This is a genomic window from Amycolatopsis sp. 505 (assembly GCF_031625235.1).
Classification (GTDB): domain Bacteria; phylum Actinomycetota; class Actinomycetes; order Mycobacteriales; family Pseudonocardiaceae; genus Amycolatopsis.
On record NZ_JACKQP010000013.1, the window covers coordinates 122,124 to 148,273 of the forward strand.

The following is a 26,150-nucleotide window of genomic DNA, read 5'->3' on the forward strand; positions in this document are numbered from 1 at the left end:
GGTCGCTCATCCGGCTGATGTAGGCGCCGCCGGCGGCGTACGGCTTGGTCGCGACGAGCCCGCCGTCGGCGTACTGGCTCATGCCGATCACGTTCGCCGGCATCACCCAGGGGAAGCCGTCGACGAAGGCCGTCGCGAACCAGCGGGTCAGCGCGGCCGGGTCGTAGCCGCGCTGGAGCCCGTGGTTGCCGAGCACCATCAGGCGTTCGATGTGGTGGGCGTAGCCGCGGTCGCGGACCCCGGCCAGCGCGGTGCGCAGGCACGCCGCTTCGACCGCGTCGGCGTCGAGCGAGCGCCACCACTGCGGCAGGGCGCGGCGGGCTTGCAGCGCGTTGCGGCGCAGGTAGTCCGGCCCTTGGTGCCAGTAGAGGTGCCACACCCATTCGCGCCAGCCGAGCACCTGCCGGACGAACCCCTCGACGCTGCTCAGCGGCGCCTCCCCCGCCCGGTACCGGTCCTCGGCCCGCCGGACGACGTCGCGCGGGTCGAGCAGCCCGAGGTTCAGCGGCACCGACAGCAGGGCGTGCGCCATCGCCCAGTCGTGGGTGAGCATCGCGTCCTGATGTGGCCCGAAGAACGACAGCCGGTGGTCGAGGAACCGGCGCAGCGCCCGGTTCGCCTCGTCGTGCCCGACGGCGAACTGCCGTGGCCCGTCCACGCCGACCGGCCGGATCTTCCCGGCGCGCTCGGCCGCGTCGAGTTCGGCGCGGACCCGGTCGTCGAGCTCGTTTTCGCGCGGGTGCCACGGCGCCGGGACGCCGAGCCGGGTGGTCTTCGGCGGCGGCTGCCGATTGTCGTGGTCGTAGTTCCAGTGCCCGCCTTCGGGTTCGCCGTCGGCTTCGAGCAGCACGCCGAACTTCCGGCGCTGGTCGCGGTAGAAGTCCTCCATGACGAACCGCGTCCGCCCGGCCGCCCAGGCGGCGAAGTCCTCTTTGGACAGCAAGAAGCCGGGCGTGGGCACGATCTCCGTGACGACGCCTTCGTCGCGCAGCCGCCGGACGAAGGCGTCGGCCGCGTGCGACGTCGGCTCGTGCACCACGACCGGCCGCCCGAAGCGCCGCAGGCCGGTGCGGTAGTCAGGCGCGTCGATCAGGGTGACTCGGTCGCCGAGGTCGGCCGCGAGCCGGTACAGCGCCGCCTGGACCAGGTGCAGTTTCTGCCGGTGGAACGGTTTCGCGGCGAAGGCGGCGGCCGACCGGATCAGCAGCACGTCACGACCGCGGTGCTCGGGTGTGCTGTGGAAGTGGGGCCCGAGCTGGTCGGCGAACAGCCACAGCGCGGGCTCGTCTCGCATGCGCGGAACGCTAACCCGCCTCCGGCGGCTCCGCAGCGTAAGCACGGAGGATCTCCGTGGTGTCCCCGAGGAACTGCGCCACGACCTCCGCCTGCCCGGGCGGCAGGCCGTCCGTCAACCGGGTGATGGCGTCGACGAGCGGCGCCAGCGCGGCCCGGACTTCGGCTCGGGCCGCCTCGCTGACGACGAGGGTGACCCGCCGCCCGTCGCGCGGGTGCGGGCCGCGACGGACGTGACCGGCCGCTTCGAGCCGGTCGACCAGCACGGTCGCCGACGCGGACCGGATCTTCAGCGCGTGTGCGAGGTCGACCGTGCCCATCGGCGTGCCGGCGGACAGGTGCTGCAGCGCCTGGACGTCGGTCGCGCCGAGACCGAGCCGCCGGGCCAGGGCGATCTGCACGTCGTGGGCGAGCGCGAGGAGCTCGCGGAGCGCGAGGTTCACCCGGAGCGCGACGGGGATGTCTTCCACCTGGTCATTCTAAGTTAGCTAGACAATCTAGCTAGTTTTGCTACCGTGGAAACGTGGATGTCCGAGCGATGAACGCCGAAATGACCGCGAAGCTGATCGACGCCCCCGCCGAGGCCCCACCGGACGGCGGGTACGCCCTGCGCGTCGTCGAGACGCGCGGCCGCCGCACCGGCGAGCCGAGGCGCGTCCCCCTCGCCGTGGTCGCGCACGACGGCGGGCAGTACCTCGTCTCCCCCGTCCGCGACCGCGACTGGGTGGAGAACCTCCTGGCCACGCCGGTGTGCGCGCTGCTGTCCCACGGCCACCGCGAAGACCGGCGAGCCGACGAGACCGGCGGCGAGGAAGCGGCCGCGGTCGTCGCCGCCTACCTGGCCGCGATGTCGGTGCCGTGGGCGATCCGGGCGTTCCCGGTCCCCCAGGACGCGACCCCGGCCCGGATCCTGGAGCACCTGCCCACCATGGCGGTGTTCCGTCTCTCCACTGTGGACACGGCATGAGCGTGGCGATCGCCGGCGGCGGGCCCGGCGGGCTGTTGCTCGGCTACCTCCTGGCCCGGGCCGGGATCGAGGTCACCGTGCTCGAATCGCGGTCCGACTTCGACCGCGACTTCCGCGGCGACTCGCTGCACCCCTACACCCTCGAACTGCTCGACCGCCTCGGCCTGGCCGGCGACCTGCTGGAGCTCGACCACTTCAAGGCGCGCTCGTTCCGCTTCCACACCCCGGACGGCGTCTACCGCGCCGCCGACTACGACCGCCTCCGGACGCCGTTCGGCTACATCGCCCTGATGCCCCAGGTGCGGTTCCTCGACTTCCTCGCCGAGCGGGCGAGCGTGCTGCCGTCCTTCACGTTGCGCACCGGCGCCAAGGTCACCGGGCTGCTCGAGGCCGACGGCGTGGTGACCGGCGTCCGCCACCGCGGCGGCGAGCTCGCCGCGTCCGTCGTCGTCGGCGCCGACGGCCGGTTTTCCACCGTGCGGCGCCTGGCCGGGCTCGAAGCCCGGTCGCTCGGCGCGACCACCGACCTGCTGTGGTTCCGGCTGCCCCGCTCCCCCGGCGACCCGCCGGACGCGGACCTCGACCTGTACTTCGGCCGCGACGCCTACGTCGGAGTCCTCGGCGGCGTCCACGACTGGCAGGTCGGCTACAGCATTGAAAAGGGCTCGTACCCGGCGTTGCGCGAACGCGGGGTGGAGCCGATCCGGGCGTTCGTGCGCGAGCGCGTCCCGTGGCTGGCCGACCGCGCCCACCTGCTCACGGACTTCGCGCAGACGACGCTCCTGTCGGTCGACATCTCGCGGGTGGACCACTGGTCCCGGCCGGGCCTGTTGCTGCTCGGCGACGCCGCGCACGTCATCTCGCCGGTCGGCGGCAACGGCATCCTGATGGCGATCCAGGACGCCGTCGCCGCGGCGAACCGGCTGGTTCCCGCGTTCCGCCGCGGCGGTGTCACGCCCGCGGACCTGGCGGGAGTCCAGGCCGACCGGATCCGGGCGATCGAGCGGGTGCAGGCCGACCAGGTGCGCGTCGAGCGGCGGGCGGCCGCCGCGCGGGCCCGCGGGCGCGGCGCCGCCCCGCCGAAGCTGCTCAAGTACCTGTTCGCCGTGCCGGCCGTGCGCACCCGCGGCGCCCGCGGCAACGCCTACGGGCCGCTACCGCCTCAGCTGGACGTGTCCCTCTTGTCGTCGTAGGAGGTCCAGCCGCCCTGGCCTTCGGCGGCTTCGACGTCGGCGTCGGACGACGCGGCGTGCGTCATCGCCGCGATCGTGCGTTCCAGGCCCTGCTGGACCTCGTCGCCGTCGGCTTCGCGGACGCTGTGCAGCGTCACCGTGATCTCCGAGGACGCCGGGCCGTCGTCGCGGATGCGGAGTTCGCCGTGGTAGTCGTCGGGGCCCTCGGCACCCCACGTCAGCGACCTCGTCGCCGGGTCGGTGTGCAGCCACGCCTCACTGGCCACCCGTTCGCCGTGCACCTCGGCCTCGACGTGGACGCTGTCGCCGCCCTTCGGCTCGGCGACCTTCATCTCCGGGAAGTACCGGGGCAGGTTCTCCGGGTGGCTCAGGAAGGCGAACAGCTCGTCCGCGGGGATGTCGGCGGTCGCGCTGTGGCGGTACTCGGTCATCGTGTCACTCCTCGTCGGCGTCCGGATCGTGCCCGGATACCCCGGATGCGGTGCATTAAAAGGGTGCGCGCGGGGAACCCCGGAAACATGACGGCCACCGAACCCGAGACCCGGGCACCCCGGCGGGGCCCCGCCCCCGTGCAGGGCATGGGCATGCTGATCGGCCTGCTGTTCCTCGTCCTCGCCGCGCTGGAGCTGATGGCCGGGGTCGCGGACGGCGGCGGGCCGCGCGTGCTGTTCGGTGTGCTCGCCGTCTCCGGGGTGTGGACGCTGGTGCACCTGCTGACCGGCGCCGCCGCGGTGTTCTGCACGCGCTCGTCGCGCTGGGCCGCGCGGTTCCTGGTCACCGCCGGTGTCGGCTACGTCGTGGCCGGCTTCGCCGGGCTGCTCCCGCTGCCGTCCGCGGTCACCGACACGCTGCCGTGGAACACCGCCGGCATCTGCTTCGACCTGGCGCTCGGCACGGCGATGCTCATCCTGGGAGCGGGCTGGCTCCGGCGTGGGCCGGCACGACGTCGCTGACGAGGCCGTCCCGGCGCGGGAACCGCACCAGCACCGCGGTGAGCAGCACCGCCAGTCCGAACAGGACATAGCCGTTGCCGGTGAGCTGCTGGACGAAGTTCCAGTGCCGCTCCACCTCCCCGCCACGCGGCCACCACCACTGCGGCCCGGCGACGAAGAGCACCGCGCCCGTCCCGGCCAGGACCGCGAACCCCCGCCGCCGGGTGCGGCGGGCCAGCTCCGCCCAGCCGAGCAGGACCACCACGGCCCACACCCAGTGGTGGGTCCACGAAATGGGCGAGACCAGCAGTCCGCCGAGCGCGTTCAGGCCGAGCGCGATGGTCGGCTCCCCCGCCGCGAGCGCGCGTCGCACGCCCCACGCCGTCAGCACGAGCACCACCGCCACCAGCGGCAGCCACCACGCCGTCCGCGCCTCCGGCGGCACCCCGGCCCTGGCCAGCAGCCCGAGCAGCGACTGGTCGCCGGCGTAGGTCGGCTCGCCGACGCGGCCGGTGTCCCACAGTGCACCCGTCCAGTACCGGACCGAGTCGGTGCCGGCGAGCAGGAACCCCAGCGCCGTCGCGGCCAGGAAGGTCACCCCGGCGGTCACCGCGGCCCGGGTGTCGCGGCGGAGCAGGAAGTACAGGAGGAACACCGCCGGGGTCAGCTTGACCGCGGCGGCGAGGCCGATCAGCAGGCCGCGCGGCCAGCGCGGGTGGTCCACCAGGACGTCCAGCACGACCAGCGCGAGCAGCAGCAGGTCGATCTGACCGGCGTACAGCGTGCGCAGGACCGGCTCCAGCACTTCGGCGGCCAGCAGCAGCGTCACCACGCGCCGCGAGTCGCAGCGCGCGCCGAGGGCGCGCAGCACGGTCACCAGGACTGCCGCCAGGACCCCGAGGGTCAGCAGGGTGAGCGCGAGGCAGCCGGCCCAGTACGGCAGCACCGCCAGCGGGGCCAGCACGATCGCCGCGAACGGCGGGTAGGTGAAGAGCAGCAACTGGCCGTCGCCGGTGGGCGGCAGCGTGCCGTACAGCGCCTGGCCGTGCAGCAGCGCCGACGAGCCGAGCCGGTAGACGTCGAGGTCGACGCGGTAGGCGGGGAACCGCCACCGGCCGCCGTTGTACGACACGAGCACCGCCACCAGCACGAGCACTTGCGCGCCGAGCAGCACGTACCTGTTCCCCAGCCGGGCCCGCAGCCCCGCTCCCCCTCCGGTCATCCTCGCATTCTGTCGGGTCCGGGCCCGGGCACCATCCGGGAACCCCCCGGGTCCGACCCGGGGAAAACCGGTTGCCGCCCGTGTCACCCTGGGGCGCATGGGGACACCGGAGGGCTTCGCCTACCGCGACGAGCACGGCACCGTGACCATCACGCACCACGGCCGGCCCGCGGGGACACTGCGCGGGACCGCGGCCGCCCGCTTCCTGGCCGCGGTGGCCCGCGGCGATGACCAGCAGCTGCTGATGGCCAAGGTGACGGGCAACTACAAGCACGGCAACGAACGCCGGGCGCGTGAGCACCCGCGCAACCGGGGGCGCTGACTTCCCGACCAGGGGATCTTGAGGCCGGTGGCCGCCGTTCGGCATGCTGGCGGCGTGACCTACGACGTTCAGACCATCCGAGCGCACTTCCCCGCCCTCGACGGCGGCGCGGCCCACTTCGACGGACCGGGTGGTTCGCAGGTCCCCGCCGTCGTCGGGGAAGCGGTGGCCGGCACGCTGTGCGCGGCGATCGCCAACCGCGGCGTCGTCACCGCGGCCGAGCGGCGAGCGAGCTCGGTCGTCGCCGAAGCCCGCGAAGCCGTCGCCGACCTGCTCGCCGCCGACCCGGCGGGCGTCGTCTTCGGCCGGAGCATGACGCAGCTGACGTACGACTTCTCCCGGACGCTGTCCCAGAAGTGGGGCCCCGGCGACGAAGTCGTGGTGACCCGCCTCGACCACGACGCCAACATCCGCCCGTGGGTCCAGGCCGCGGCGGCGGCCGGGGCCACCGTGCGCTGGGCGGACTTCGACCCGGCCACCGGAGAACTCGCGCCGATCGGCGCGCTGCTGTCGGAGCGGACGCGGCTGGTCGCGGTGACGGCGGCGTCGAACCTGCTCGGCACCCGGCCGGACATCCCGGCCATCGCGGCGCAGGTGCACGACGCCGGTGCGCTGCTCTACGTCGACGGCGTCCACCTGACCCCGCACGCTCTGGTGGACATCACGGCGCTCGGGGCTGACTTCTACGCCTGCTCGCCGTACAAGTTCCTCGGGCCGCACCTCGGCGTGGTCGCGGCGGCGCCGGCGTTGCTCGAGACGCTGCACCCGGACAAGCTGCTGCCCTCGACCAACGCCGTCCCGGAGCGGTTCGAGCTGGGCACGCTGCCCTACGAGCTGTTGGCGGGCACGACCGCGGCGATCGGTTTCCTCGCCGGGCTGGTGCCGGGGACGGGGACGCGCCGGGCGCGGCTGCAGGAGTCGATGGCGCGGCTGGAGGAGCACGAGAACGCGCTGCTGGCCCGGCTCGACGCCGGTCTGGCCGCGCTTCCGGACGTCACGCGGTACGGGGCACCGGAGCGGCACCGGACTCCGACGGTGCTGTTCTCGGTGGCCGGGGTGGCGTCGCAGGCGGTGTACGAGCACCTCGGCGCGCACGGGGTGAACGCTCCGGCGGGGAGTTTCTACGCGCTGGAGTGCTCACGGCACCTGGGGCTGGGTGACACGGGAGCGGTCCGGGCCGGGATCGCGCCGTACACCACGGAGGACGACGTCGACCGGCTGCTGGCCGGGGTGGCGTCCCTCCCGCGCGGCTGACCGGCGCCCCGCGGCGTGCCGCGAATGACTCATTCGGGACACCAGAGGTCCCGAATGAGTCATTCGCGGCGTCACCGCGGTGGGGCGTCGGCGCTCACGGCACCGGCGCGAAGCCCACCGGGCGGGCGGTGAACGTGCCACGGCCCTGCGTGCGGCTGCGCAGCCGGGTCGCGTAGCCGAACAGCTCCGCCACCGGCACCGTCGCCGTCACCACCGCCGTCCCCTGCCGGACCGCCGAACCGGCCACCCGGCCCCGGCGGGCCGCCAGGTCGCCGAGCACGCCACCGACGGCGTCGGGCGGAACCGTCACCGCCACCTCGGCCACCGGCTCGAGCAGCCGCAGCTCCGACGACCGCAGCGCTTCCCGCAGCCCGAGGCGGCCCGCCGTGCGGAACGCCAGGTCCGACGAGTCCTTCGGGTGCGTCGCCCCGTCGGTCAGCGTCACGCGCAGGCCCGTCACCGGGTGCCCGCCCAGCGGTCCCTCGGCCAGCGCGTCCCGGCAGCCGGCCTCGACCGCGCGGACGTACTCCCGCGGCACCCGGCCGCCGACGACCGCCGAAGCGAACTCGAAGCCCTCGGCCGCCGGGGCGACGTCGAGGACCACGTGGGCGAACTGGCCCGCCCCGCCGTCCTGCTTGACGTGGCGGTAGACCAGCCCGGTCACCCCGCTGACCACCGTCTCGCGGTAGGCCACCGAAGGACGCCCCACCGCGACCTCGAGGCCGCGGTCCCGCCGCAGCTTCTCCACCGACACCTCCAGGTGCAGCTCGCCCAGCCCGGACAGCACCGTCTGGCCGGTCTCCGGATCGACCCGCACGACCAGCGACGGGTCCTCCTCGGCCAGCCAGGCCAGCCCCGCCGTGAGCCGGTCGCCGTCGCGCCGGGCCTCGACCGCCACCGAGACCACCGGGTCCGCCGTCGCCGGCGGCTCCAGCAGCACCGGAGCGCCGGGCGCGCAGAGGGTGGCGCCGACGCGCGCCGCCTTCGGCCCGGCGACCGCGACGATGTCACCGGCCACCGCACTGTCCACTTCGGAATGCCGGTCGGCCTGCACGCGCAGCACGCGCGCGATGCGCTCGGTGCGTTCCGCGTCCGTCACCCGATCTCCCTTCCGCAGCGTTCCCGAGTACACCCGCAGGTACGTCAGCCGTCCCGTGGTCGTCGAGACGACCTTGAACACCAGTGCGGCCAGGGGCGCCGCCGGGTCGGCGGGCCGGTCGGGCCGCACCGGCGGGACGTCGGCCGGCGACGGCAGGTACGCGACGACGGCGTCGAGCAGAGGCTCGATCCCGCGATCGCGGTAGGCCGCGCCGCACAGCACGACGAGCCCGTCGCCGCTGAGGGTCAGCTCCCGCAGCGCCTTCTCCAGGGTCTCCGCCGAGATCCGGCCGGTGGCGCAGAACTCGTCGAGGGCCACCGGGTGCAGTTCGGCGACGGCCTCCTCCAGCTCCCGGCGACGGCGGTGGGCCTCGGCGACGAGCTCGGCCGGCACGTCGTGCGGGCGCAGCAGGTCGACGACGCCGGTGAAGCCGTCCTCCCGGCCGATCGGCAGCTGCACGACCAGCGGTGCCGGGTGCAGCCGCGCCCGGATGGACGCGACGGCGGTGTCGAGGTCGGCGCCCGCGCGGTCGAGTTTGTTGACGAACGCGATCCGCGGCACGCCGTACCGATCGGCTTGGCGCCACACGGTTTCGCTCTGCGGCTCGACCCCGGCGACGGCGTCGAACACGGCGACGGCGCCGTCGAGCACCCGCAGGGAACGCTCGACCTCGGCGGTGAAGTCGACGTGGCCGGGCGTGTCGATCAGGGTGAGCCGGTGGCCGTCCCACGTGCAGCTGACGGCCGCGGCGAAGATGGTGATGCCGCGGTCGCGTTCCTGCGGGTCGAAGTCGGTGACGGTGGTGCCGTCGTGGACCTCGCCGGTCTTGTGGGTGGCGCCGGTGCGGTGCAGGATCCGCTCGGTGATGGTGGTCTTGCCCGCGTCGACGTGGGCGAGGATGCCGAGGTTGCGGAGGTTGCGCACAGTGGTGTCCTTTGTGGACGAAGTGACCAGGGCGGCGCGATTCCCCGCGACGGTCGTCAGGAACGCGTCACGGAGTCCGGTGCAGGCCGCGCGGCAGGCACCGGGGACGCGAAGACACCAGGATCACCTCGGACCGCGACCGGGCAGCGACGGCGACGCGACAACGCACGGCCGGCTCCCTTCGATCGACGCGGCAGGCGAGTTCCCGCGAAGGGTAACGACCCCCCGCCCGCCGGCCAACGCAATTTCCGCGTGTCTGAAGGGTCGACACGCGTGATCAGGGAGCCGACACACGTGATCAGGAGGTCGACACGCCGGCCGGCCGCGGGTTCCGCCGTGTCGACCCTTCAATCACGCGTGTCGACCCTTCAATCACGGTGTCAGGGGGCGGGTGGGGCGACTACGCGGAGCTGGAGCATGGCCGCGAACCTGGCCTGCGGGTCCGTCAGGTCGAAGCCGCCGACCTCGGCGAGGCGGCGGAGACGGTAGCGGAAGGTGTTCGGGTGGACGTGGACCGCCGCGGAGGCGGCGATGACGTCGCCGAAGGCGTCCAGCCAGGCTCGGAGCGTCTCCACGAGGTGGGCGTGGTGCTGGGCGTCGTAGTCGAGCAGGCGGGCGACGACGCCGGTCGGGCGGTCGCCGCGGGCGGCGACCAGGTCCTGCAGCTCCAGCAGGAGGGCCTCGACGTGCACGTCGGCCAGCAGGGCGACCCGGCGGCCGGCGCCGCTGCCCGAGCGCAGCACCCGCAACGCCCGGTCCGCGCTGCCGCGGGCTTCCGGCAGCTCGGCCGCGCTGCGGGCCACCGGGCCGATGCCGACCACGGCGCGGGCCCGGTCGCCGACCCGGTCGAGGAAATCGGTGGCGATCCGCAGGGCGCGCTGCTCGGCGTCGGTGTCGCGGGTCACCGGCACCAGCCCGTAGGCCGTGTCGCCGACGAGCGCGGCGGCGCACCGCGGGTGGACCGCGCTCAGGTGCATCGCCAGCCCGTCGCTGAGGCGCTGCCGGTCGGCGGCGAGCTCGGCGTCGGCGGCTCCGGTCCCGAGCACGGCGAGCGCCAGCACGACGACGGGCTGATCGGCCAGGCCCAGCCGGCTCAGCGCCTCACGCGCGCCGGTCCCCCCTTCGAGGGCGGTGCTCAGCAGGTCCGCCCGCAGCCGCCGTTCGACGTCGGCCCCGGCCCGGATGCGCAGCAGGTGCAGGGCCACCAGGCGGGCCGCGTCGCGCAGGGCCTGCGCGCGGTCGGGCGTCAGCGGGGCGCTCACCGCGGCCCAGATCGAGCCGAGGATCTCGTCGCCCGCCCGGACCGCGACGGCGACGCGCGGGATCATGAACCCCTCCGGGCTTTCCGGCGGGCGGTCGACGTAGACCGGCTGCTCGCTGCGGTAGAGCTCGCGGAACACCCCGCGCTCGGCGAGCATCCGCGCGAACCGCTCGGGTACCCGCCGCCCCAGGATGGTCTCGACGCGCGAGGGGTCGGCTTCGTCCTGCCGTCCGGAGAAGGCGAGCACGCGGGAACGCCGGTCCTCGATGGTGACGGGCGCGTCGATCAGCGCGGCGATCGCGTTGGCCACGGCGAACAGGTCGCCGGACGGCAGCCCGGCCAGGGTCTCGCGCTGCGCGTCCCCGACGTCGCCCTCGGCCAGCAGCGACCGCAGCATCGCGGCGAGCTGGGCCCAGGACGCACCCCGGGCGAGGCTCAGCAGGGCGACGCCGGTCTCGTCGACGGCGGCGGTGATCGCCGGAGTCACCTTGACCGGCGCGCGCACCACGAGCCCCGCCGCGTCGTGCCGGGCCAGCGTCCGCAGCTGCCGCACGACCTCGTCCGGGTCGGCGAGGCCGACGCCCAGCACGAGGGCGTGCTGCGGCAGCGCGGGCTCGTCGAGCGGATCGTGGATGGCGACACCGCCGATGCCGCCCGGGCGCTCACCGTCGCCGAGGACGAGGTCCAGGAGCGTGCCGCCCAGGTCGTCGAGGACGCGGCCGAGGCCGGCGTGCGGGCGCAGGTTCATGGAGACGAGCACCTCCCGAAGCTAGGCGCGACGCCGCTAGCGTAGTTCGTCGCGGCGGACGAATTCAGTATCTGCTTTGGTCGTCTCCGACGAACTCCTCCCACCAGGGGATGATCCGGCAGGAGGCGTCGCCGAGCCCGCGGGGGAACAGGCGCCGCGAGCCGGGCGGGAAGTCCGGCTCGTGTTCGTGCACGCTGTGCCGCCGGCGGCGCGGGGTTCCCCGGAATGCCAGCGGATCAGGGCGTGCAGCGGGGATTCGTCCGGGTCGAGCGGGAACCGCCCGCCGCCGGGGACGATCCGGTGGGCGAGGAGGACGGAGAGGGGCAGGTGCGGGATCAGGGGTTCCAGGCGGGCAAGGCCGCCGGGCTGAGTGAGCAGGTCGACCAGGGGCAGGGCGGCGACAACGGTATCGGCGTGCGGGCCGGTCCCGACGCGATGAAGCTGCGCGAGCCGTTGCGCGGGTGGGGGCCGGTGCCGGTGAGGATCCAGAGAGCCGGCGAGCGGCCGGTGCCCGACCGCGCCACCGTACCCGGCCCGGCGGCGCACCAGCGGCAAGGTCCGGACCTTTCCGTGCCGCCGGGCCAGCGCGTACCGGAACAGATCACCCTGCGCCCGATCGCGGGCCCGCGGATGCACGAGCCGGATCACCGCGCCGAACCGCAAGGGCCGGGGCGTGCCGATGCTTCCGTGCCGCGGGAGATCGCCCCGGACGAAACCAGCTCGAAGTGGTGCCCGCCGTCGTCGTACGCCAGCAGATGCCCCGGGTCGTCCGCACGGCACAGCACCGACGCGATCACCTGCCGCGACATCCCGTGCTCGCCCCGCTCCAGCCGCCGGCCACGAAGGCCGCCGCCCCTCCCCCGCACCGGCACTCCTCGTTCGCAGGCCCCGCGAGCGTAGCGACGGGGTCCGACAAACCGCGGCTAGATCAGCTTCGCCGCCACGTTGTACGCCTCCACCAGCAGTTTCGCGTTCGGCACCCGCCGGCGTGGCTCGACGCGGACCGTGCGGCTCTCCCCCGGCAGCAGCCAGAAGTAGTTGTCGCCGTAGCGGGTCGGCAGCACGCGGTCGGTGCCGTTCTTCTCCCGCAGCGACAGCCGGATCATCGCCGCCACCGTGCGGCCGTCGTTGCGGACCGTCGCCGTGTACGCGTCGCCGTCGGACCGCAGCGACGTCGTGAGGCGCGCACCCGCGAGCTGGTTGAGCGCGCGCATCGCCGTGTCCGTCCGGTAGCGCCAGTACGTGTTCTCCGACAGCACCGTCCCCCGGCCGTCGGTCAGGGTCAGCCGGAGCAGGTGCAGGTCCGGCCGGCCGGCGTCGAACGGGACCGTGAACGCCGCGGCGGCCGAAACCGGCGCCACGTCGAGCTTCTGCTGCTGCGCCTGGCCGAGTGCCGTCCCGTCGAGGCCGTACAGCCGGGCCGTGGCGGTCACGCCGGTGAGCGCGGCCGGCGTGTGGTTGACCACGCGCACCTGCCACGTCGTCAGGTCGGCCTGGACGTGCCGGGCCTCGCAGCCCTTGCGCGCGCCGTAGTAGCTGCCGTTGACGTCGAGGTCGTAGTCGTAGGTCTGCCAGACCGTGCTGTGCCACGCCGGGTGCGACATCCACAGCAGCACGCCGGTGGCGTCGTTCCACAGCTTCGCGTTCCACGCCTCGAAGATCGCGCGCATGCTCTCGTAGTTGACGAACTGCGCCTTGCGGCAGAACTCGGCCAGGCTCGTCGACGGCGCCAGCCGCGCGTCGATCGCCGCCAGGTAGCTCTGCGGCGACTGGTTGCCGTTCGTGGACCAGTCGTGCAGGAACCAGGGCGCGCCGATCGGCCAGCCGGGGTCGTCCTTGCCGACGAGGTTGCGCATGCTCTCCACGACCGACACCGTCGGGAGGCCGATCTCGCTCCAGAACCCGGCTTTGCCGCCGGTCGCCTCGCCGGTGAAGTACCGTTTCGGGTCCTGCCAGTAGTACGGCCCGTCGCCGGTGATCACGCCGCCCGCCGAATTGCCCTGGTAGAGCAGGTCGGTGTTGCCGTGCACGATGTCCCGCAGCGCGTTGTCGATCACCGGCGGCGGGGTGCCCTCGTTGCAGCCGAACCAGACCGTCGCGCACGCGTGGTGGCGGTAGCGCAGCACGGTGTCCTTCGCCTGCGCCAGGAAGATGTCGTGGTTGGCCGGGTCGGTCGACCAGCCGTCCCAGAACTCGTTCCACAGCAGGATGCCGTACTTGTCGCAGGCGTCGAACAGTTCCGGCCGGTACGACGACCCGACCCAGTTGCGGATCAGCGTGAAGTTCATGTCGCGGTGCATCGCGACGACGGCGTCGGCCCGTTCGGCGGGCATCCGGCGCAGCAGCTCGTCCCAGCCCCAGCTCCCGCCGCGGGCGAAGATCTTGACGCCGTTGACCAGGAAGGTCAGCGGCTTCGGGCTGTTGTCCACCGACGCGACGTCGGTCCAGGTGTCGCCGTCCTGCGACACCTGGATCTTGAACGTCGCCGCGTAGGCGGTTTCCCAGGTCAGCACGACCCGGTCGAACGCCGTCGGGGCGCCGAGGTCGACCTGGAGCCACTGGTTGTCGCTGTATTCCGACGTCCAGCGGGTGTTCGGGTCGCCGTCGAAGGCGCGCTCGGGCGGGTTGCCGTCGGCCACCGACTGGGACGACGACGGCTTGCCCTGGGCCAGATCGGGGCCCGAGCCGTTCAGCACGGACATCGTCCAGAGCGAGAACCCCCAGCCGGTGGCGCGCTTGAGGCCCTGCATGCGGACGAACCGGGCGTTCTGCGGCGCGAGGTCGACGGTCTGGGTGGCGCGGCCGTCGGCGATGACGATCGGCAGGTCGTAGACGTAGCCGATTTCGCGCAGGCCGATCTTGACCGTCCGGCGGTCGCTCGTGGCGGCGCCGATCGCCGCGGTGAGCGTCAGGTCGTAGAGGTTCGGGTCGCCGTAGCCGTTGGGCCACCACAGCTTCGCGTTCTCGACCCGCTGCTTCGGGAACACGACGTCGGTGCTCTGCCCGGCCGGGACGGTCACCGTGGCCGCCAGGGTGACCGGGCCGAACGCGGCGGTGACCTTGACGCGCTGGGCGGTCGCGGCGGCGTTGCGCACCGGGACGGTGAGCGTCACCTCGGCGGTCTTTCCGTCGGGCACCTTCGTGTCGACGCGGACGTCGCCGAGCACGGCGGCGCCGGTCGAGCGCAGGCGAACGTGGTCCCAGAGGCCGGACGCGCGGTCGCGCACCGCGGGCATCCAGTCCCAGCCGGAGACGGCGAGGTAGGTCGGCGAGTTGTCGAACATCGTGCCGCCCGCGTCGACCCAGGAGCTGCCGTCGGCGCCCTTGTCCCCGGGGCTGCCCGGCCGCGGCATCGGCGAGATCTTGACGGCCAGGACCTGCTCGCCGGTCCGGCGCAGCGCGGCGGTCACGTCGTGGACACCGCGGCCGAACGGGTGGCTCTGGGTGGCGATTTGGGCTCCGTTGAGCCAGATCTGCGCTTCGTGGTTGACGCCGTCGAACTCCAGCCAGACGTGCCGGCCCGGGGAGGTGTCCAGGCCGCGCGGGAGGGCGAAGCGGCGGCGGTACCACCACGCGTGGCGGGAGAGCGCTTCCGGGACGTGCAGGTTGTTCATCCCGGCCACCGGATCCGGCAGCTGCCCCTGCTCGACGAGCGAGGCCAGCACGGTGCCGGGCACGGTCGCCGGCAGCCAGCCGCGGGTGTCCACAGTGGTCGCCGAGAGGGCCTTGCCGTCGCCGGTGGGCGCCCAGTCGTCCATGGTGAGCACCCAGCCGGATTCGAGCGGCACGGTGCCGTCGGCCGCCACGGCGAGGGCCGGCGGCTCGTCGTTCGGCCGCACCGGGAAGCTCGTCCAGCCGCGGACGGCGGGCCGGGCCGGACGGCTGGTGCCGAAGACCTGGAAGCCGTTGAGCCCCAGGGGGTTGCTCGTCGAGCGGCGGCTCGCGGTGAAGCGGACCCAGCGCGCGGTGACGGCCACCGGGATCGTGACGACACCACCGGTGCCGGCGTCGGTGTGGTGGACGGTGCGCCACGCTTTGCCGTCGCCGGAGACGTCGAGGTCGAACGCCGTCGCGTAGCTGGACTGGACCTCGAAGCCGCTGGTGCGGGACCGGGAGGCACCGGCGTCGAAGGCCGGATCGCCGGGCTGCGCCTCGAAGGTGAGGACGACGGATTCGATGGCGCAGGGCGCCTGCAGGTCGACGACGATCCACTGGCCGTCCCCCTGGGCGGCGCGCCAGCCGGAGCCGCGGACGCCGACCTGGGCCAGCCCGTCGACGGCGAACTCGGCCGGGGTCGCGGCGTAGGCGGTCGAGGACACCTGGACCGGCCGGAACAGGGCGAGATCGCTCTTGCGGCTCTCGGGAGCGGCCGGTGCCGCCGAGGCAACCCCGGGCAGGACGGCGGCGAGGCCGAAGCCGGCCAGCAAGCCGGTTCCCGCCGTCAGGACGTGCCGACGGGACATGGCCGACACCTCCGCGCGCGCGTTCTCCTCCGCCATGCGGACTCCGTTCTTCAGGCGGCAACCGAGGACCTGGCGGGGTGGGGTGCCGGGAAGCTGACAACGTTGCCAGGAAGCTTCCGCTGTGGGCCTGGAGAGCGTCAAGAAGACAAGGAAGACAAGAATTCGGATTAATGACATCGATGTCCGCGCTTCGCCCGGGATGGGCTTGTGCGGGGCCGGGGCCGGCCGCGGTGGGGCGGGGCTGGCCGGGCTGGTCGCGGTAGCGCAGGGCTGGGGTGGGCCGGGCGCGAGGCCAGACTGGGCAGGGTCGGTGCGACGCCGGGCTGTTGCGAGCCCGGGACGAAGCGAGTCCGGGGCCGGGTGCAAGCCTGGCCTGGCCTGACCCGGGCTGGCCCGGGCTGGGCTCGCCCCGGCTGGGCTGGCCCCAGCTGGGCTGGGCTGGCTGACCCGGGGCTGGGCTGGGCTGACCCCGGCTGGCTGAGCTGGGCTGGGCTGGGCTGGGCGCAAGCCTGGCCCGGCCGCGCTGGGGCTAAGCCGACGCAAGGCCGGGAAGGGCCACCGCGAGCCCAGAGCGAGGCCGAGCCGGGCGCAAGCCTGGCCCCGGCTCGGGCTGGGCCAGCTAAGCCGACGCAAGGCCGGGCGGGACCGCCTCGACCCCAGGGCCGAAGCCAGGCCGGGCGCAAGCCTGGCCCGGGCCGCCTCGACCCGGGCTGGCTGACCGGCCTGGCCGGGTGGGCCGGGCCCGTGCAACCCCGGCCCACCCGGCGGCGGACGTCGCGAATGACTCATTCGGGACACCAGAAGCCGCGAATGAGTCATTCGCGACCTCGCCGGCCGGTGGTCAAGCACGGACGAACGGCCGACTCAGAACTCCGCGTGCGCCACGGCCAGCTCCACCGCGGCCCCCAGGTCGTTCACCCACCGGAAGCCGCGGTCCGCCAGGTGCGCCCAGCCCGGGCCCGCCGTGCCCACTTCGCACCCCAGGGTCCGGAGCCGCGCCGCCAGGAGGTCGTCGGCCGTTGTCGGGGCCATCGACCACAGCACCACCAGGACCGGGTCGATCCGGGCCGCCAGGTCCGCCACCGTCTCCGCCGGGACCAGCTGTCCCAGGTACGTCACCGGGACCGCCGCCTCGGCCAGCGTCGCCCGCAAGGCCTCGATCGGCAGCGAGTGCCTCTCCGCCGGGCAGCACGCCAGCAGCACCGGGCGGCCCGGCACCGCCGCCGGGAAGCGGCCGCTGAACCGCTCGAACGCCAGGGAAATCTCCGACGTCAGCGCCCACTCCGAGGCGAAGCACGCGTCGCCGCGCTGCCAGCGGTCGCCCAGGCCGCGCAGGACCGGGGCCAGCACGTCGGTCCAGGCCGCCGCCGGGCCCAAGGTGCCCAGCGTTTCGTCCAGCAGGCCCGCCACCGACGCGTACCGGAGCTCGTCCGCGGCATCCGTCAGCTCGCGCGCGCGCCGCGAGGCCGGCACCTCGAGCCCGGCCGGGGCGTGGCCGAACGCCGCCTCGGCCGCCTCCCGGACCGGCATCCCGCGGGCGACCAGGCGCTGCATGTGCTGGAGGCGGCGGACGTCCGCGTCCGAATAGCGGCGGTGGCGCCCGGCGCCGGCGGGCGGCCCGATCCCGTACCGCGCGCTCCAGCTGCGCAGCGTCACCGGCGACACCCCGAGCAGCTCGGCGACCTTGCCGGGCGCCCAGGCCCCGGGCGGTGCGTCGTTGTCGGGTTCCACCGTGCCCCTTCGCCTCGCGGACCGCGAACTGCCGAAGTTTACCGATCCCCGCGGCGGCCGAACGGCGAAGACACGCAGGCCCCGGCGCCGGACGTCACGAGTGAATTCGCCCGCGGTTGGGTATTTCTGTCCCGGTGCCCGATGAGGAGTGAACCATGACCGAATCCACCGGCCCGACCGACGCCGGAGTGGTGATCGTCCGTCGCGCGGGCGAGCTCGACCTCGCTCGCACGCCCGAGCTCCGGGAAGCCCTGCTGGGGCCCATCCGCGCCGGCGCCCGCGGGGTCGTCGCGGACCTGACCGAAACGACCTACTGCGACTCGACCGTCTTCAGCGTGCTGGTCGAGGCCCACCGCGAGGCCACTGCCCGGAACGTGCCCTACGCCATCGCCGCGGAGGAGACCGCGGTCCACCGGCCGCTGCAGATCCTCGGCCTGGACGCGCTGCTGCCGCTGCACCCCGGGCTCGACGCCGCCCAGGCGGCCGTCGCGGGGCGGCCGCTGCGGCCGCGGGAGACCGCATAGGGGTGGCGATCACCCCGTCGGCCCTGGTCCGGGGCCTCCGCGTTCGCTAGCTTGACGGTGATCGCAGTTTTTCTGCGCCATCGCCGGGCGGCGCCGCGGGGAGCCGCCGGTCCGGCCGTTTCCAGGGGGATCCACCGTGTCCAGAACACCCCTGCGCGGGGTGAGACGGCTCTGCGCCGTGCTCGCCACCGTGCTCACCGCCGGCGCCTTCGTCGCGCCGGCCGCCCACGCCGACGGGCCGTCGCTGCTCATCACCGCCTCGGTCGGCGCCGGGCCGCAGCTGGTCGCCAAGCCGTTCCCGATCACGCTGACGCTCACCAACACGACCGACCAGCCGCTGACCAAGGTCACGCTCTGGGACGAGCACCTCGCGGGCTCGTGGCTGTCGATCCAGGACTGGGCCGGCCTCGGCGGCAGCCCGCAGGCCGGTGTCACGATCGACGCCGGGGCCACCCGGACGTTCACGATCACCGCCGCCGTCTGGAGCTGGAACGGCGCGCCGCAGGACCGGTTCCGCGGGCCCGACGCCGAGGGTGGCGAGCTGGCCGTCCCGATGGTCGACCCGACGACGACGCAGGGCCCGGCATCCGGTGTGCTCTACGGCGACCGGAACGAGAACGGCGCCTTCGACGCGGGCGAGGGCCTGCCCGGCGCCATCGCCTACCTGTACGGCACGAGCTCCGGCAACCCGATCGAGGTCACCACGGACGCCGACGGCCGGTTCGCCTTCACCGGCCTGCCCGCCCAGCGCTACGGGATCTCCAGCCGGAACCTGCCGGACGGCTGGGTCTACGAGGCCGCCACCGAGCAGCGCCTCGACGTCGACGGCAGCGACCCCGGGCCGGTCGTCCAGCTGCGCGCGGTCCGGCCGTTCTCCGAGAAGCTGCACGCGACCGGCTCGTTCGACCGCGGTACCTACCAGGTCGGCGACAGCGTCCAGGTCACCTTCACGGTGACCAACGTCAGCGCCGGCGACCTGCACGGGATCACCCTCGGGTGCGACCGCTTCGGAGGCCCCGACCACCTGCTCGGGTGGGACGGCTGGAACGACATCACCGCCCCCGGCTCGTTCGACCTCGCCGCCGGCGAGACGCGGACGTTCACCGAAACCGGCACCGTGCCCTCGGCCGCCCCCACCTACGGCGGCTTCTACGCGGCCTGCGACTTCGGGATCGACCCCGGTCCGCTCGACGGGCGGCCCGAGGTCGACCTGTACGCCCACGTCGCGGCCCCGCCGGCCGCCACCGGTGGAGTGCTCTACCACGACGACAACGCCAATTACGCGGTCGACCCGGGTGAGGCGATCACCGGTGCGACGGCCGAGCTGGTCGACCGGGTCGACGGCGCGGTCACCGCGACCGCCGTGTCGGACGCCCAGGGGCACGTGGCCTTCGGGACCGTCCCGGCCGGCCCGTACATCGTGCGCATCGACGGCTGGCGCCCGTTCGGCGCGGACGGCGCGTCCGTCACCGTCGGCACCTGTTGGTACTGCGGGGAAGACTGGGCTCTCCGGTACCAGCGCTGACCTCGCCCGGTGGCCCGGCCGCGCGCCGGGTCACCGGGGGCGCCGGCCGCTCCGGCGTCGCGATCACCCCGGCAGTGACGGAAAACTCGCCGAATTCCCCTGTCCGCCAGACTGCGCCACGGGCCCGGGAGGCCCTAGGGTTCGCATCATGAAGGTCGGCCTGCTCACCCGCGAATACCCGCCGGAGGTCTACGGCGGCGCCGGGGTCCACGTGGAGTTCCTCGCCCGGGAGTTGCGACCGCTGGTCGACCTCGACGTGCACTGCTGGGGCGCGGACCGCCCCGACGCCACCGGGCACACCGATCCGCACGGCTACCGGCAGCCGGCGTTCACGACCATGGACATCGCGGTCTCCATGGCGAACGCGCTCGAAGGCCACGACCTCGCGCACAGCCACACCTGGTACGCGAACCTCGCCGGGCACCTGGCGAAGATGACGCACGGCATCCCGCACGTCGTCACCGCCCACTCGCTGGAGCCGCTGCGGCCGTGGAAGGCCGAGCAGCTCGGCGGCGGCTACCGCGTCTCCTCCTGGATCGAGCGCGAGGCCTACGAAGCCGCGGACGCGATCGTCGCGGTCAGCGGCGGCATGCGCCGGGACGTGCTCGCCGCCTACCCCGCGGTGCCGCCCGAGCGCGTGCACGTGATCCACAACGGCATCGACACCACGCTCTACCGCCCCGACCCGGGCACCGAGGCCCTGGCCAAGCACGGCATCGACCCGGACCGGCCGTACGTGCTGTTCGTCGGCCGGATCACCCGGCAGAAGGGCGTCCCGCACCTCGTCCGGGCCGGCGCTTCGCTGGACCCCGGCGTCCAGCTGGTGCTGTGCGCGGGCGGCGCCGACACGCCCGAGCTCGACGCCGAGTTCCGCGGGCTGGTCGCCGAGCTGGAGAAGACCCGCACCGGCGTCCGCTGGATCCCGGAGATGCTGCCGCGCGGCGAGGTCGTGCAGCTGCTCACGCACGCCGCCGTGTTCGCCTGCCCGTCGGTCTACGAGCCGCTCGGCATCGTGAACCTGGAGGCGATGGCGTGCGGCACGCCGGTGGTGGCCAGTGACGTCGGCGGCATCCCCGAGGTCGTCGACGCCGGCCGCACCGGGCTGCTGGTGCACTACGACGAACAGGACCCGCAGGGGTTCGAGGCGGGGCTGGCCGCCGCGCTGAACGAAGTGGTCGGCTCCCCGGAGCGGGCCGCCGCGATGGGCACCGCCGGCCGCGAGCGCGCGGTCGGCGAGTTCGGCTGGAAGGCGATCGCCGAGCGGACGGTCGCCCTCTACGAGGCGTGCGGGAGGTCGCTGTGAACAGCGAATGCCATGTCCTGGGCATCGTGCTCGCGGGTGGGGAAGGCAAGCGCCTGATGCCGCTGACGGCGGACCGGGCGAAACCGGCGGTGCCCTTCGGCGGCACCCACCGGCTGATCGACTTCGTGCTTTCCAACCTGGTGCACGGCGGCATCCGGCGGCTGTGCGTGCTGACGCAGTACAAGTCGCACTCGCTCGACCGGCACATCTCGACGACGTGGCGGCTGTCGTCGCTGACCGGCGAGTACGTCACGCCGGTGCCCGCGCAGCAGCGGCTGGGCCCGCGCTGGTACCAGGGCAGCGCCGACGCCATCCACCAGAGCCTCAACCTCGTCCACGACGAGAACCCGGAGTACATCGCGGTGTTCGGCGCGGACAACATCTACCGGATGGACCCGCGGCAGATGCTGGAGGCGCACATCGCCTCCGGTGCGGGCGTCACCGTCGCCGGCATCCGGGTCCCGCGGAAGGAGGCGAGCTCGTTCGGGGTCATCCGGACCACCGACGGCCTGCTGATCGACGCGTTCATGGAGAAGCCCGCGGACCCGCCGGGCCTGCCGGACTCGCCCGAAGAGGCGTACGTGTCCATGGGCAACTACATCTTCACCACGAAGGTGATGCTGGAAGCGCTCTACGCCGACGCCGAAAACGCCGCCTCGCACCACGACATGGGCCGCGACATCATCCCGGCGCTGGTCAAATCGGGCGAAGCCGCCGTCTACGACTTCAACACCAATGTGGTGCCCGGCGAAACCGAACGCGACCACGGTTACTGGCGCGACGTCGGGACCATCGACAGCTACTACGAGGCGCACACCGACCTCATTTCGACGCACCCGATCTTCAACCTCTACAACCGGCGGTGGCCGATCCTGGCCCACCCCGGCCAGCGGGCGGCGGCGAAGTTCGTCGAGGGCGGCTCGGCGAACCAGTCGATCGTCAGCAACGGCTGCATCATCTCCGGGGCCCAGGTGGTCGACTCGGTGCTCTCCCCCGACGTCATCGTCGAGCAGGGCGCGGTGGTGCAGGGCTCGGTGCTGCTCGACGGCGCCCGCGTCGGCCGCGGCGCGGTGGTGCGGCGGGCGATCCTGGACAAGAACGTCGTGGTCCCCGCCGGGGCGCACATCGGCGTCGACCTGGCCCGCGACCGCGGCCACTACCACGTCAGCGAGGGCGGCATCGTCGTGCTGGGCAAGGGGGAACGCGCGATCTGAGCCGCGCTCAGGAACGGGTGGCCGCCGAGATCCGCTCGACGACCTGCCGGGGGTCGATCCCCCAGCGCTCGGCGAGCTCGGAGATCGACGCTCCCGCCGCGTACTCGGCGGCGATCATGCTGTTGACGACGCCGGCCACGGTCCCCTCCTCGGCCACGGGTGCTCGGGCACCCGGGATGCTACATGTCCGTCGCGGACGGCGAACAACCTGCTGCACGTCACCGCGCGGATTTGTCCGGTTCCCGCGGCGGATTCGGCGGATTCGCCTTCGCGCGCGTCGCATTGAACACGGCGTCGAAGATCGGCGTCGGCTCACCGTCGTCGCGCTTCGGCCGCTCGTCACTCTTTTCCTCTCCCACGCGCCCAGTTTCTGGGACGACCGCCGATTCCGCTGGAACGAACCCGGAAAATCGCCCGGCCGGGGGATCTTGTTTTCGCGCTTTCCCAGTGCCGAAAAACGATTTCCCGCGCGCATTTCCGCAGATGCGGGGAATATCCCGGGCGGTCCGCGGATTGCACCGGGTATGAAGGCAGTCGTCTACCGCCGCCACGGCGGACCCGAGGTGCTGGAACTGTCGGAGCGGGCCGTCGCGGACCCGGGACCGGGCGAGGTGCGGGTCCGGGTCGTGGTGTCCGCGGTCAACCCCACGGACTGGAAGGCCCGCAGCGGGCTGCGCGCCGAGCCCGGTGCCGAAATCCCGGAAACCGTGCCCAACCAGGACGGCGCGGGCGTGGTCGACGCGGTCGGCCCGGACGTGACGGAGTTCGCCCCCGGCGACCGCGTGTGGCTGATCATCGCGGGGGCGTACGGGCCCGCGTCGGGGACGGCGCAGGAGTACACGGTGCTGCCGGCCTCGAAGCTGGTCCGGCTGCCGGACGGCGCCGGGTTCGACGAGGGCGCCGGCCTCGGCATCCCGGCCCTGACGGCCCACCGCGCGCTGACGGTCGCCGAGGACGGCCCGGCCCGGCTCTCCCCCGGAGCGTTGACCGGTCGCACGGTCCTGGTCAGCGGCGGAGCGGGTGCGGTCGGCAACGCGGCCATCCAGCTCGCCCGCTGGGCCGGGGCGACGGTGATCGCGACGGTCAGCAGCGCGGAGAAGGAGGCACTGGCCCGGGCCGCCGGGGCGCAGCACGTGCTGCGTTACCCCGACTCTTCGCTGGGCGCGCAAATCCGCTCGGTCGCCCCCGATGGCGTGGATCTGGTGGTCGAGGTGGCGATGGGGGTCAACGCGAAGCTGCACACGGAGGTGCTGCGGCCGAGGGGCACGGTCGCGACGTACGGCGACGACCGGGGCACCGGGACGGTGAGCCTCGACTTCGGGACGAACCTGTGGCTGAACGCGCGGTACCAGTTCCTGGTGCTGTACACGGTGGGCGAGGACAAGCTGCGCGCGGGCGCGGAGGACATCACGGCGGCCATGGCCGAGGGCGCGTTGCGGCTCGGTGAGGACCGCGGGGTGCCGCTCCACCGCTTCCCGCTGGCGGAAACGGCGAAGGCGCACGCGGCCTCGGAGGACGGGATCACGGGGAAGGTGCTGATCGACGTCGGTCCGGCCGACTGAGCCGGGCGGGCTGCACGCGTCCTGACCGGCTTTCCTGTCACGAGACCGGAAAGCCGGCCAGGACTTTGCGGCCTCCGCCGGCCGCCGGTCCGCGACCACGGCCGGTGGCAGGTCGTCGAGTTCAGCCGTCGATGCGCAGGCCGCGGCGCAGGGCGTCGACCTCGTCGGCGAACATGCGCCGGGAGATCCCGGCCGTTTCGACCATCGAGGAACCGTGGAAGGTGCCCGGGTAGTGCCTCAGGTCGACGGGCACGCCCGCGTGGGCGAGCCGCTGGGCGTAGGCGATGCCTTCGTCGCGGAGGGGGTCGAACTGGCAGGTGGTGACGAACGCGGGCGGCAGCCCGGCCAGGTCGGTGGCCCGCGCCGGGGCGGCGTAGGGCGAGACGTCCGCGCCGCCCGGTTCCGCGCCGAGGTAGCTCGTCCAGCTGTGGATGGCGTTGGGCCGGTTCCAGATCGGCGTGTCGGTGTAGTCCCGCATCGACGGGGTGTCCAGGCGGTCGTCGAGTTCCGGAATGCCGAGGTACTGGAAGCAGAGCTGGGGACCACCGCGGTCGCGGGCCAGCAGCGCCACCGCGGCCGACAGGCCACCGCCGGCACTCTCGCCGGCCACGCCGAGGCGGGCGGGATCGATGCCCAGCTCGTCGGCCTTGGCCGCGACCCAGGCCAGGGCGGCGTAGCAGTCCTCGACGGGGGCCGGGAAGGGGTGCTCGGGGGCCAGCCGGTAGTCGACCGAGACGATCACGATGCCGAGCTCGTCGACGAGGCGCAGCAGGGCGGGGTGGAACATGTCGAGATCGCCCATGACGAACCCGCCACCGTGGATGTAGAGCAGCCCGGGCACGGCGGAGGTGCGGTTCGCCGGAGAGTAGATCCGCACGGGGACATCGGGCGCATCGGACGGCCCGGGCACGGCGATGTCCTGCACGTCGACGGGGTTGGCGGGTTCGTAGGACGGCAGGATTTCGCTGAGCTGCCCCATCGAGGACCGCGCGGCCACGAGCGAGGCGTGGTCGGTGAGGGTGACGGCGGGGAGCATGTCGAGCCAGGGCAGCAGCTCGGGATCGATGGCGTAGGTCATGCTCCGATCATCGGCGCCGGCCGTCCGGCCGGGCCACCGCCACGCGGCGGGGGTTGCGGGGAGGAACCTCGCCACCCGGCGGAGGGGCAGGTGAGCGGGGTCGGCGCAGGCCGACGCGGTTGATGGGCCGAAGTCGCGCGGGGGTTGGCCGGGCGCTGGTGGGTTGGGCGCGCGGGGTCCGGCGGCGCTTGGTGAGCGGACCGGCGGGGGTGGGCGGCTTTGCGGTGTCGGCCGGGCGCTGGTGGCTTGGGCGCGCAGGGTCCGGCGGCGCTTGGTGAGCGGACCGGCGGGGGTGGGCGGCTTTGCGGTGTCGGCCGGGCGCTGGTGGATCGGGCGGGCGGGTCCGGCGGCGGGGCGCTTGGCGGGCGGAGGCCTTGCCCGGCCGGACCTCGCTCGCCGTCGCGGTGCGTTGCCTGGGCAGAGCTCGCCATCCGGTGGTGGGCGCGCCTATCGTGGCGGGATGAAAGGCCTGCTGCTGCGGCTGTCCGGGCTCGATGCCGACGCCGAGAACGCCGTGCGGGTGATCGGGTTCTTCGACCGCCTGATCACCGGCCGCTCCGGAGTCGATGCTCTGGTGCGCAGCACCGCCGAGCTCGCCGGGTGTCCCGTCGGCGTGCATGCTCCCGGCCGGGGCTTGTCGCTGCGGGCGGCGCCGGGCCACGACGTCGTCACCCTGGGTGCGGCGCCGGTGGGCGCCGCCGCGCGGACGCTCGAAGGCGGCGTCGTCGTGTGGGTGGCGCGGGACGGTGCGCCCCTCCCCCTCGATGACATGCTGCTCGAACGGTTCGCCATCGCCGCCGCGATCCTGCTGGAGCACTCCGGGGTGCCGCGGCCCGAACTCGGGGATCCGGCGCTGGTCGAGCTGGTGCTGTCCGAGGACACCGGCACCGTCGAACGGTCCCGCGCCCTGCACCTGCTCGGCTTCGGCCCCGCGACCCGGCTGCGGGTGCTCGCGGGCACCGGCGTCGACGCGCTCGCGGGCCGTTCGGCGCGGCTGGGTGGGGTGCGTGCCGTCCTGCTGCCGGGCGAGGTCGCCTCGCTGCCGGAGGGCGCCCGCGCGGGTGTCGGGCCGGCGGGGCCGGCCATCGAGGTCGCCCGTTCGTGGGCGGCCGCCCGGACGGCGCTGCGGTTCACCTCCGCGGCGGAGCCGGTCGTGTGGTGGGAACGGCTCGGCGGGCTGGCCGCGCTCGCGGACAAGCTGGCCCCCGCGGAACTCGCGGAGCTGGCCGACGTCCGGGCCCTCGACCGCCTCGCGGCCGAACCCCACGGGGCGGACACACTGGCGGCGTTGGACGCCTTGTGCGCGACGGGCTCGGCCCGCAAGGCCGCCGCGGCCCTGCACCGCCACCACAGCACGATGCCGGCCCGGCTCGCCCGCGCGGAAGCGGTGCTGGGCTTCGAGGTCGACTCGCCGGCCGGACGGTTCCGCCTCCACCTGGCCCTGGTGCTGCGGCGCCTGCGGGACAACGCCGACCTCGGCTGACCCGCCCCGAGCGGACCCGGCAGCTCCGGGACAACGCCCGCGCCAGACCCCC

At 73.9% G+C, this 26,150-nt stretch carries 22 protein-coding genes and 1 pseudogene; 12 read left to right on the forward strand and 11 right to left on the reverse strand.

Annotation, left to right across the window (positions count from 1 at the left end):
- Positions 1-700: 700 nt before the first annotated feature.
- A pseudogene (locus H5965_RS39430) lies at positions 701-1,294 on the reverse strand (cryptochrome/photolyase family protein); the annotation flags it as partial.
- A 10-nt stretch (positions 1,295-1,304) separates the two neighbouring features.
- Positions 1,305-1,763 (reverse strand): MarR family winged helix-turn-helix transcriptional regulator, encoded by a 459-nt coding sequence (locus tag H5965_RS39435; RefSeq protein ID WP_310976161.1) that lies wholly within the window; start codon positions 1,761-1,763, stop codon positions 1,305-1,307.
- 53 nt (positions 1,764-1,816) lie between these two features.
- Here H5965_RS39435 and H5965_RS39440 point away from each other — a divergent pair, with 53 nt between their 5' ends.
- Positions 1,817-2,260: a nitroreductase family deazaflavin-dependent oxidoreductase gene (locus tag H5965_RS39440; protein ID WP_310976162.1), complete on the forward strand. Its 444-nt coding sequence runs from the start codon at positions 1,817-1,819 to the stop codon at positions 2,258-2,260.
- Entirely contained in the window at positions 2,257-3,453 is a 1,197-nt protein-coding gene (locus H5965_RS39445; protein ID WP_310976163.1) for an FAD-dependent oxidoreductase, read from the forward strand. Before H5965_RS39440 ends, H5965_RS39445 begins: the two co-directional genes overlap by 4 nt.
- Here H5965_RS39445 and H5965_RS39450 read toward each other — a convergent pair.
- A complete protein-coding gene (locus tag H5965_RS39450; protein ID WP_310976164.1) occupies positions 3,423-3,884 on the reverse strand; it encodes an SRPBCC family protein in 462 nt (153 codons plus the stop codon). The two genes, H5965_RS39445 and H5965_RS39450, sit on opposite strands and share 31 nt — an antisense overlap.
- A gap of 87 nt (positions 3,885-3,971) precedes the next feature.
- Here H5965_RS39450 and H5965_RS39455 point away from each other — a divergent pair, with 87 nt between their 5' ends.
- Positions 3,972-4,406, forward strand: a complete 435-nt coding sequence (locus H5965_RS39455) for a DUF4383 domain-containing protein (protein ID WP_310976165.1) — start codon at positions 3,972-3,974, stop codon at positions 4,404-4,406.
- On the opposite strand, the gene H5965_RS39460 is transcribed toward H5965_RS39455, so the two are convergent.
- Positions 4,357-5,607 carry a glycosyltransferase 87 family protein gene (locus H5965_RS39460; protein ID WP_310976166.1) on the reverse strand — a complete coding sequence of 417 codons (1,251 nt, stop codon included), beginning with the start codon at positions 5,605-5,607 and terminating at the stop codon, positions 4,357-4,359. The two genes, H5965_RS39455 and H5965_RS39460, sit on opposite strands and share 50 nt — an antisense overlap.
- Positions 5,608-5,704: 97 nt before the next feature.
- Here H5965_RS39460 and H5965_RS39465 point away from each other — a divergent pair, with 97 nt between their 5' ends.
- Together H5965_RS39465 and H5965_RS39470 are read left to right on the forward strand one after the other, a co-directional pair.
- A complete protein-coding gene (locus tag H5965_RS39465; RefSeq protein ID WP_310976167.1) occupies positions 5,705-5,929 on the forward strand; it encodes a hypothetical protein in 225 nt (74 codons plus the stop codon).
- A 54-nt stretch (positions 5,930-5,983) separates the two neighbouring features.
- The gene (locus H5965_RS39470) at positions 5,984-7,183 is read left to right on the forward strand and encodes a cysteine desulfurase-like protein (protein ID WP_310976168.1); all 1,200 of its coding nucleotides are present in this window, start codon (positions 5,984-5,986) and stop codon (positions 7,181-7,183) included.
- 94 nt (positions 7,184-7,277) lie between these two features.
- On the opposite strand, the gene fusA is transcribed toward H5965_RS39470, so the two are convergent.
- Together fusA and H5965_RS39480 are read right to left on the reverse strand one after the other, a co-directional pair.
- Positions 7,278-9,206, reverse strand: a complete 1,929-nt coding sequence (fusA, locus tag H5965_RS39475) for an elongation factor G (protein ID WP_310976169.1) — start codon at positions 9,204-9,206, stop codon at positions 7,278-7,280.
- Positions 9,207-9,586: 380 nt separating this feature from the next.
- Entirely contained in the window at positions 9,587-11,215 is a 1,629-nt protein-coding gene (locus H5965_RS39480; RefSeq protein WP_310976301.1) for a helix-turn-helix domain-containing protein, read from the reverse strand.
- Between the two features lie 243 nt (positions 11,216-11,458).
- Between H5965_RS39480 and H5965_RS39485 the strand changes: the two genes are divergently transcribed.
- Positions 11,459-12,115, forward strand: a complete 657-nt coding sequence (locus H5965_RS39485; protein WP_310976170.1) for a hypothetical protein — start codon at positions 11,459-11,461, stop codon at positions 12,113-12,115.
- A 23-nt stretch (positions 12,116-12,138) separates the two neighbouring features.
- Here H5965_RS39485 and H5965_RS39490 read toward each other — a convergent pair whose 3' ends face one another.
- Entirely contained in the window at positions 12,139-15,714 is a 3,576-nt protein-coding gene (locus tag H5965_RS39490) for a discoidin domain-containing protein (RefSeq protein WP_310976171.1), read from the reverse strand.
- Positions 15,715-16,542: 828 nt separating this feature from the next.
- Entirely contained in the window at positions 16,543-17,409 is an 867-nt protein-coding gene (locus H5965_RS39495) for a MerR family transcriptional regulator (RefSeq protein ID WP_310976172.1), read from the reverse strand.
- 155 nt (positions 17,410-17,564) lie between these two features.
- Between H5965_RS39495 and H5965_RS39500 the strand changes: the two genes are divergently transcribed.
- The 4 genes from H5965_RS39500 to glgC all read left to right on the forward strand — a co-directional run bounded on the left by H5965_RS39500 (position 17,565) and on the right by glgC (position 21,975).
- Positions 17,565-17,933, forward strand: coding sequence for an STAS domain-containing protein (locus tag H5965_RS39500; protein WP_310976173.1), 369 nt, complete (start codon positions 17,565-17,567; stop codon positions 17,931-17,933).
- 136 nt (positions 17,934-18,069) lie between these two features.
- Positions 18,070-19,458 (forward strand): SdrD B-like domain-containing protein, encoded by a 1,389-nt coding sequence (locus H5965_RS39505; protein ID WP_310976174.1) that lies wholly within the window; start codon positions 18,070-18,072, stop codon positions 19,456-19,458.
- A 148-nt stretch (positions 19,459-19,606) separates the two neighbouring features.
- Positions 19,607-20,761, forward strand: a complete 1,155-nt coding sequence (gene glgA, locus H5965_RS39510) for a glycogen synthase (protein ID WP_310976175.1) — start codon at positions 19,607-19,609, stop codon at positions 20,759-20,761.
- On the forward strand, positions 20,758-21,975 hold the full coding sequence (gene glgC / locus H5965_RS39515; protein WP_310976176.1) for a glucose-1-phosphate adenylyltransferase: 1,218 nt from the start codon (positions 20,758-20,760) through the stop codon (positions 21,973-21,975). Before glgA ends, glgC begins: the two co-directional genes overlap by 4 nt.
- A 7-nt stretch (positions 21,976-21,982) precedes the next feature.
- Here the strand turns inward: glgC and H5965_RS39520 are convergent, their stop codons facing one another.
- Positions 21,983-22,114: a hypothetical protein gene (locus H5965_RS39520; protein ID WP_257920605.1), complete on the reverse strand. Its 132-nt coding sequence runs from the start codon at positions 22,112-22,114 to the stop codon at positions 21,983-21,985.
- A gap of 79 nt (positions 22,115-22,193) precedes the next feature.
- A complete protein-coding gene (locus tag H5965_RS39525; protein WP_310976177.1) occupies positions 22,194-22,334 on the reverse strand; it encodes a hypothetical protein in 141 nt (46 codons plus the stop codon).
- A gap of 165 nt (positions 22,335-22,499) precedes the next feature.
- Between H5965_RS39525 and H5965_RS39530 the strand changes: the two genes are divergently transcribed.
- Positions 22,500-23,537, forward strand: a complete 1,038-nt coding sequence (locus H5965_RS39530) for an NADPH:quinone reductase (RefSeq protein WP_310976178.1) — start codon at positions 22,500-22,502, stop codon at positions 23,535-23,537.
- 121 nt (positions 23,538-23,658) lie between these two features.
- On the opposite strand, the gene H5965_RS39535 is transcribed toward H5965_RS39530, so the two are convergent.
- Positions 23,659-24,615: an alpha/beta hydrolase gene (locus H5965_RS39535; RefSeq protein WP_310976179.1), complete on the reverse strand. Its 957-nt coding sequence runs from the start codon at positions 24,613-24,615 to the stop codon at positions 23,659-23,661.
- Between the two features lie 460 nt (positions 24,616-25,075).
- Here H5965_RS39535 and H5965_RS39540 point away from each other — a divergent pair, with 460 nt between their 5' ends.
- The gene (locus tag H5965_RS39540) at positions 25,076-26,098 is read left to right on the forward strand and encodes a helix-turn-helix domain-containing protein (RefSeq protein WP_310976180.1); all 1,023 of its coding nucleotides are present in this window, start codon (positions 25,076-25,078) and stop codon (positions 26,096-26,098) included.
- The last annotated feature ends 52 nt before the right edge of the window (positions 26,099-26,150 follow it).

Coding starts and splice junctions, on each gene's coding strand:
- H5965_RS39450 (WP_310976164.1), bottom strand. CDS start 3,884: ATGACCGAGTACCGCCACAGCGCGACCGCCGACATCCCCGCGGACGAG.
- H5965_RS39500 (WP_310976173.1), top strand. CDS start 17,565: ATGACCGAATCCACCGGCCCGACCGACGCCGGAGTGGTGATCGTCCGT.
- H5965_RS39530 (WP_310976178.1), top strand. CDS start 22,500: ATGAAGGCAGTCGTCTACCGCCGCCACGGCGGACCCGAGGTGCTGGAA.
- H5965_RS39465 (WP_310976167.1), top strand. CDS start 5,705: ATGGGGACACCGGAGGGCTTCGCCTACCGCGACGAGCACGGCACCGTG.
- glgA (WP_310976175.1), top strand. CDS start 19,607: ATGAAGGTCGGCCTGCTCACCCGCGAATACCCGCCGGAGGTCTACGGC.
- H5965_RS39455 (WP_310976165.1), top strand. CDS start 3,972: ATGACGGCCACCGAACCCGAGACCCGGGCACCCCGGCGGGGCCCCGCC.
- H5965_RS39445 (WP_310976163.1), top strand. CDS start 2,257: ATGAGCGTGGCGATCGCCGGCGGCGGGCCCGGCGGGCTGTTGCTCGGC.
- H5965_RS39460 (WP_310976166.1), bottom strand. CDS start 5,607: ATGACCGGAGGGGGAGCGGGGCTGCGGGCCCGGCTGGGGAACAGGTAC.
- H5965_RS39490 (WP_310976171.1), bottom strand. CDS start 15,714: ATGGCGGAGGAGAACGCGCGCGCGGAGGTGTCGGCCATGTCCCGTCGG.
- H5965_RS39535 (WP_310976179.1), bottom strand. CDS start 24,615: ATGACCTACGCCATCGATCCCGAGCTGCTGCCCTGGCTCGACATGCTC.
- H5965_RS39480 (WP_310976301.1), bottom strand. CDS start 11,215: ATGAACCTGCGCCCGCACGCCGGCCTCGGCCGCGTCCTCGACGACCTG.
- H5965_RS39540 (WP_310976180.1), top strand. CDS start 25,076: ATGAAAGGCCTGCTGCTGCGGCTGTCCGGGCTCGATGCCGACGCCGAG.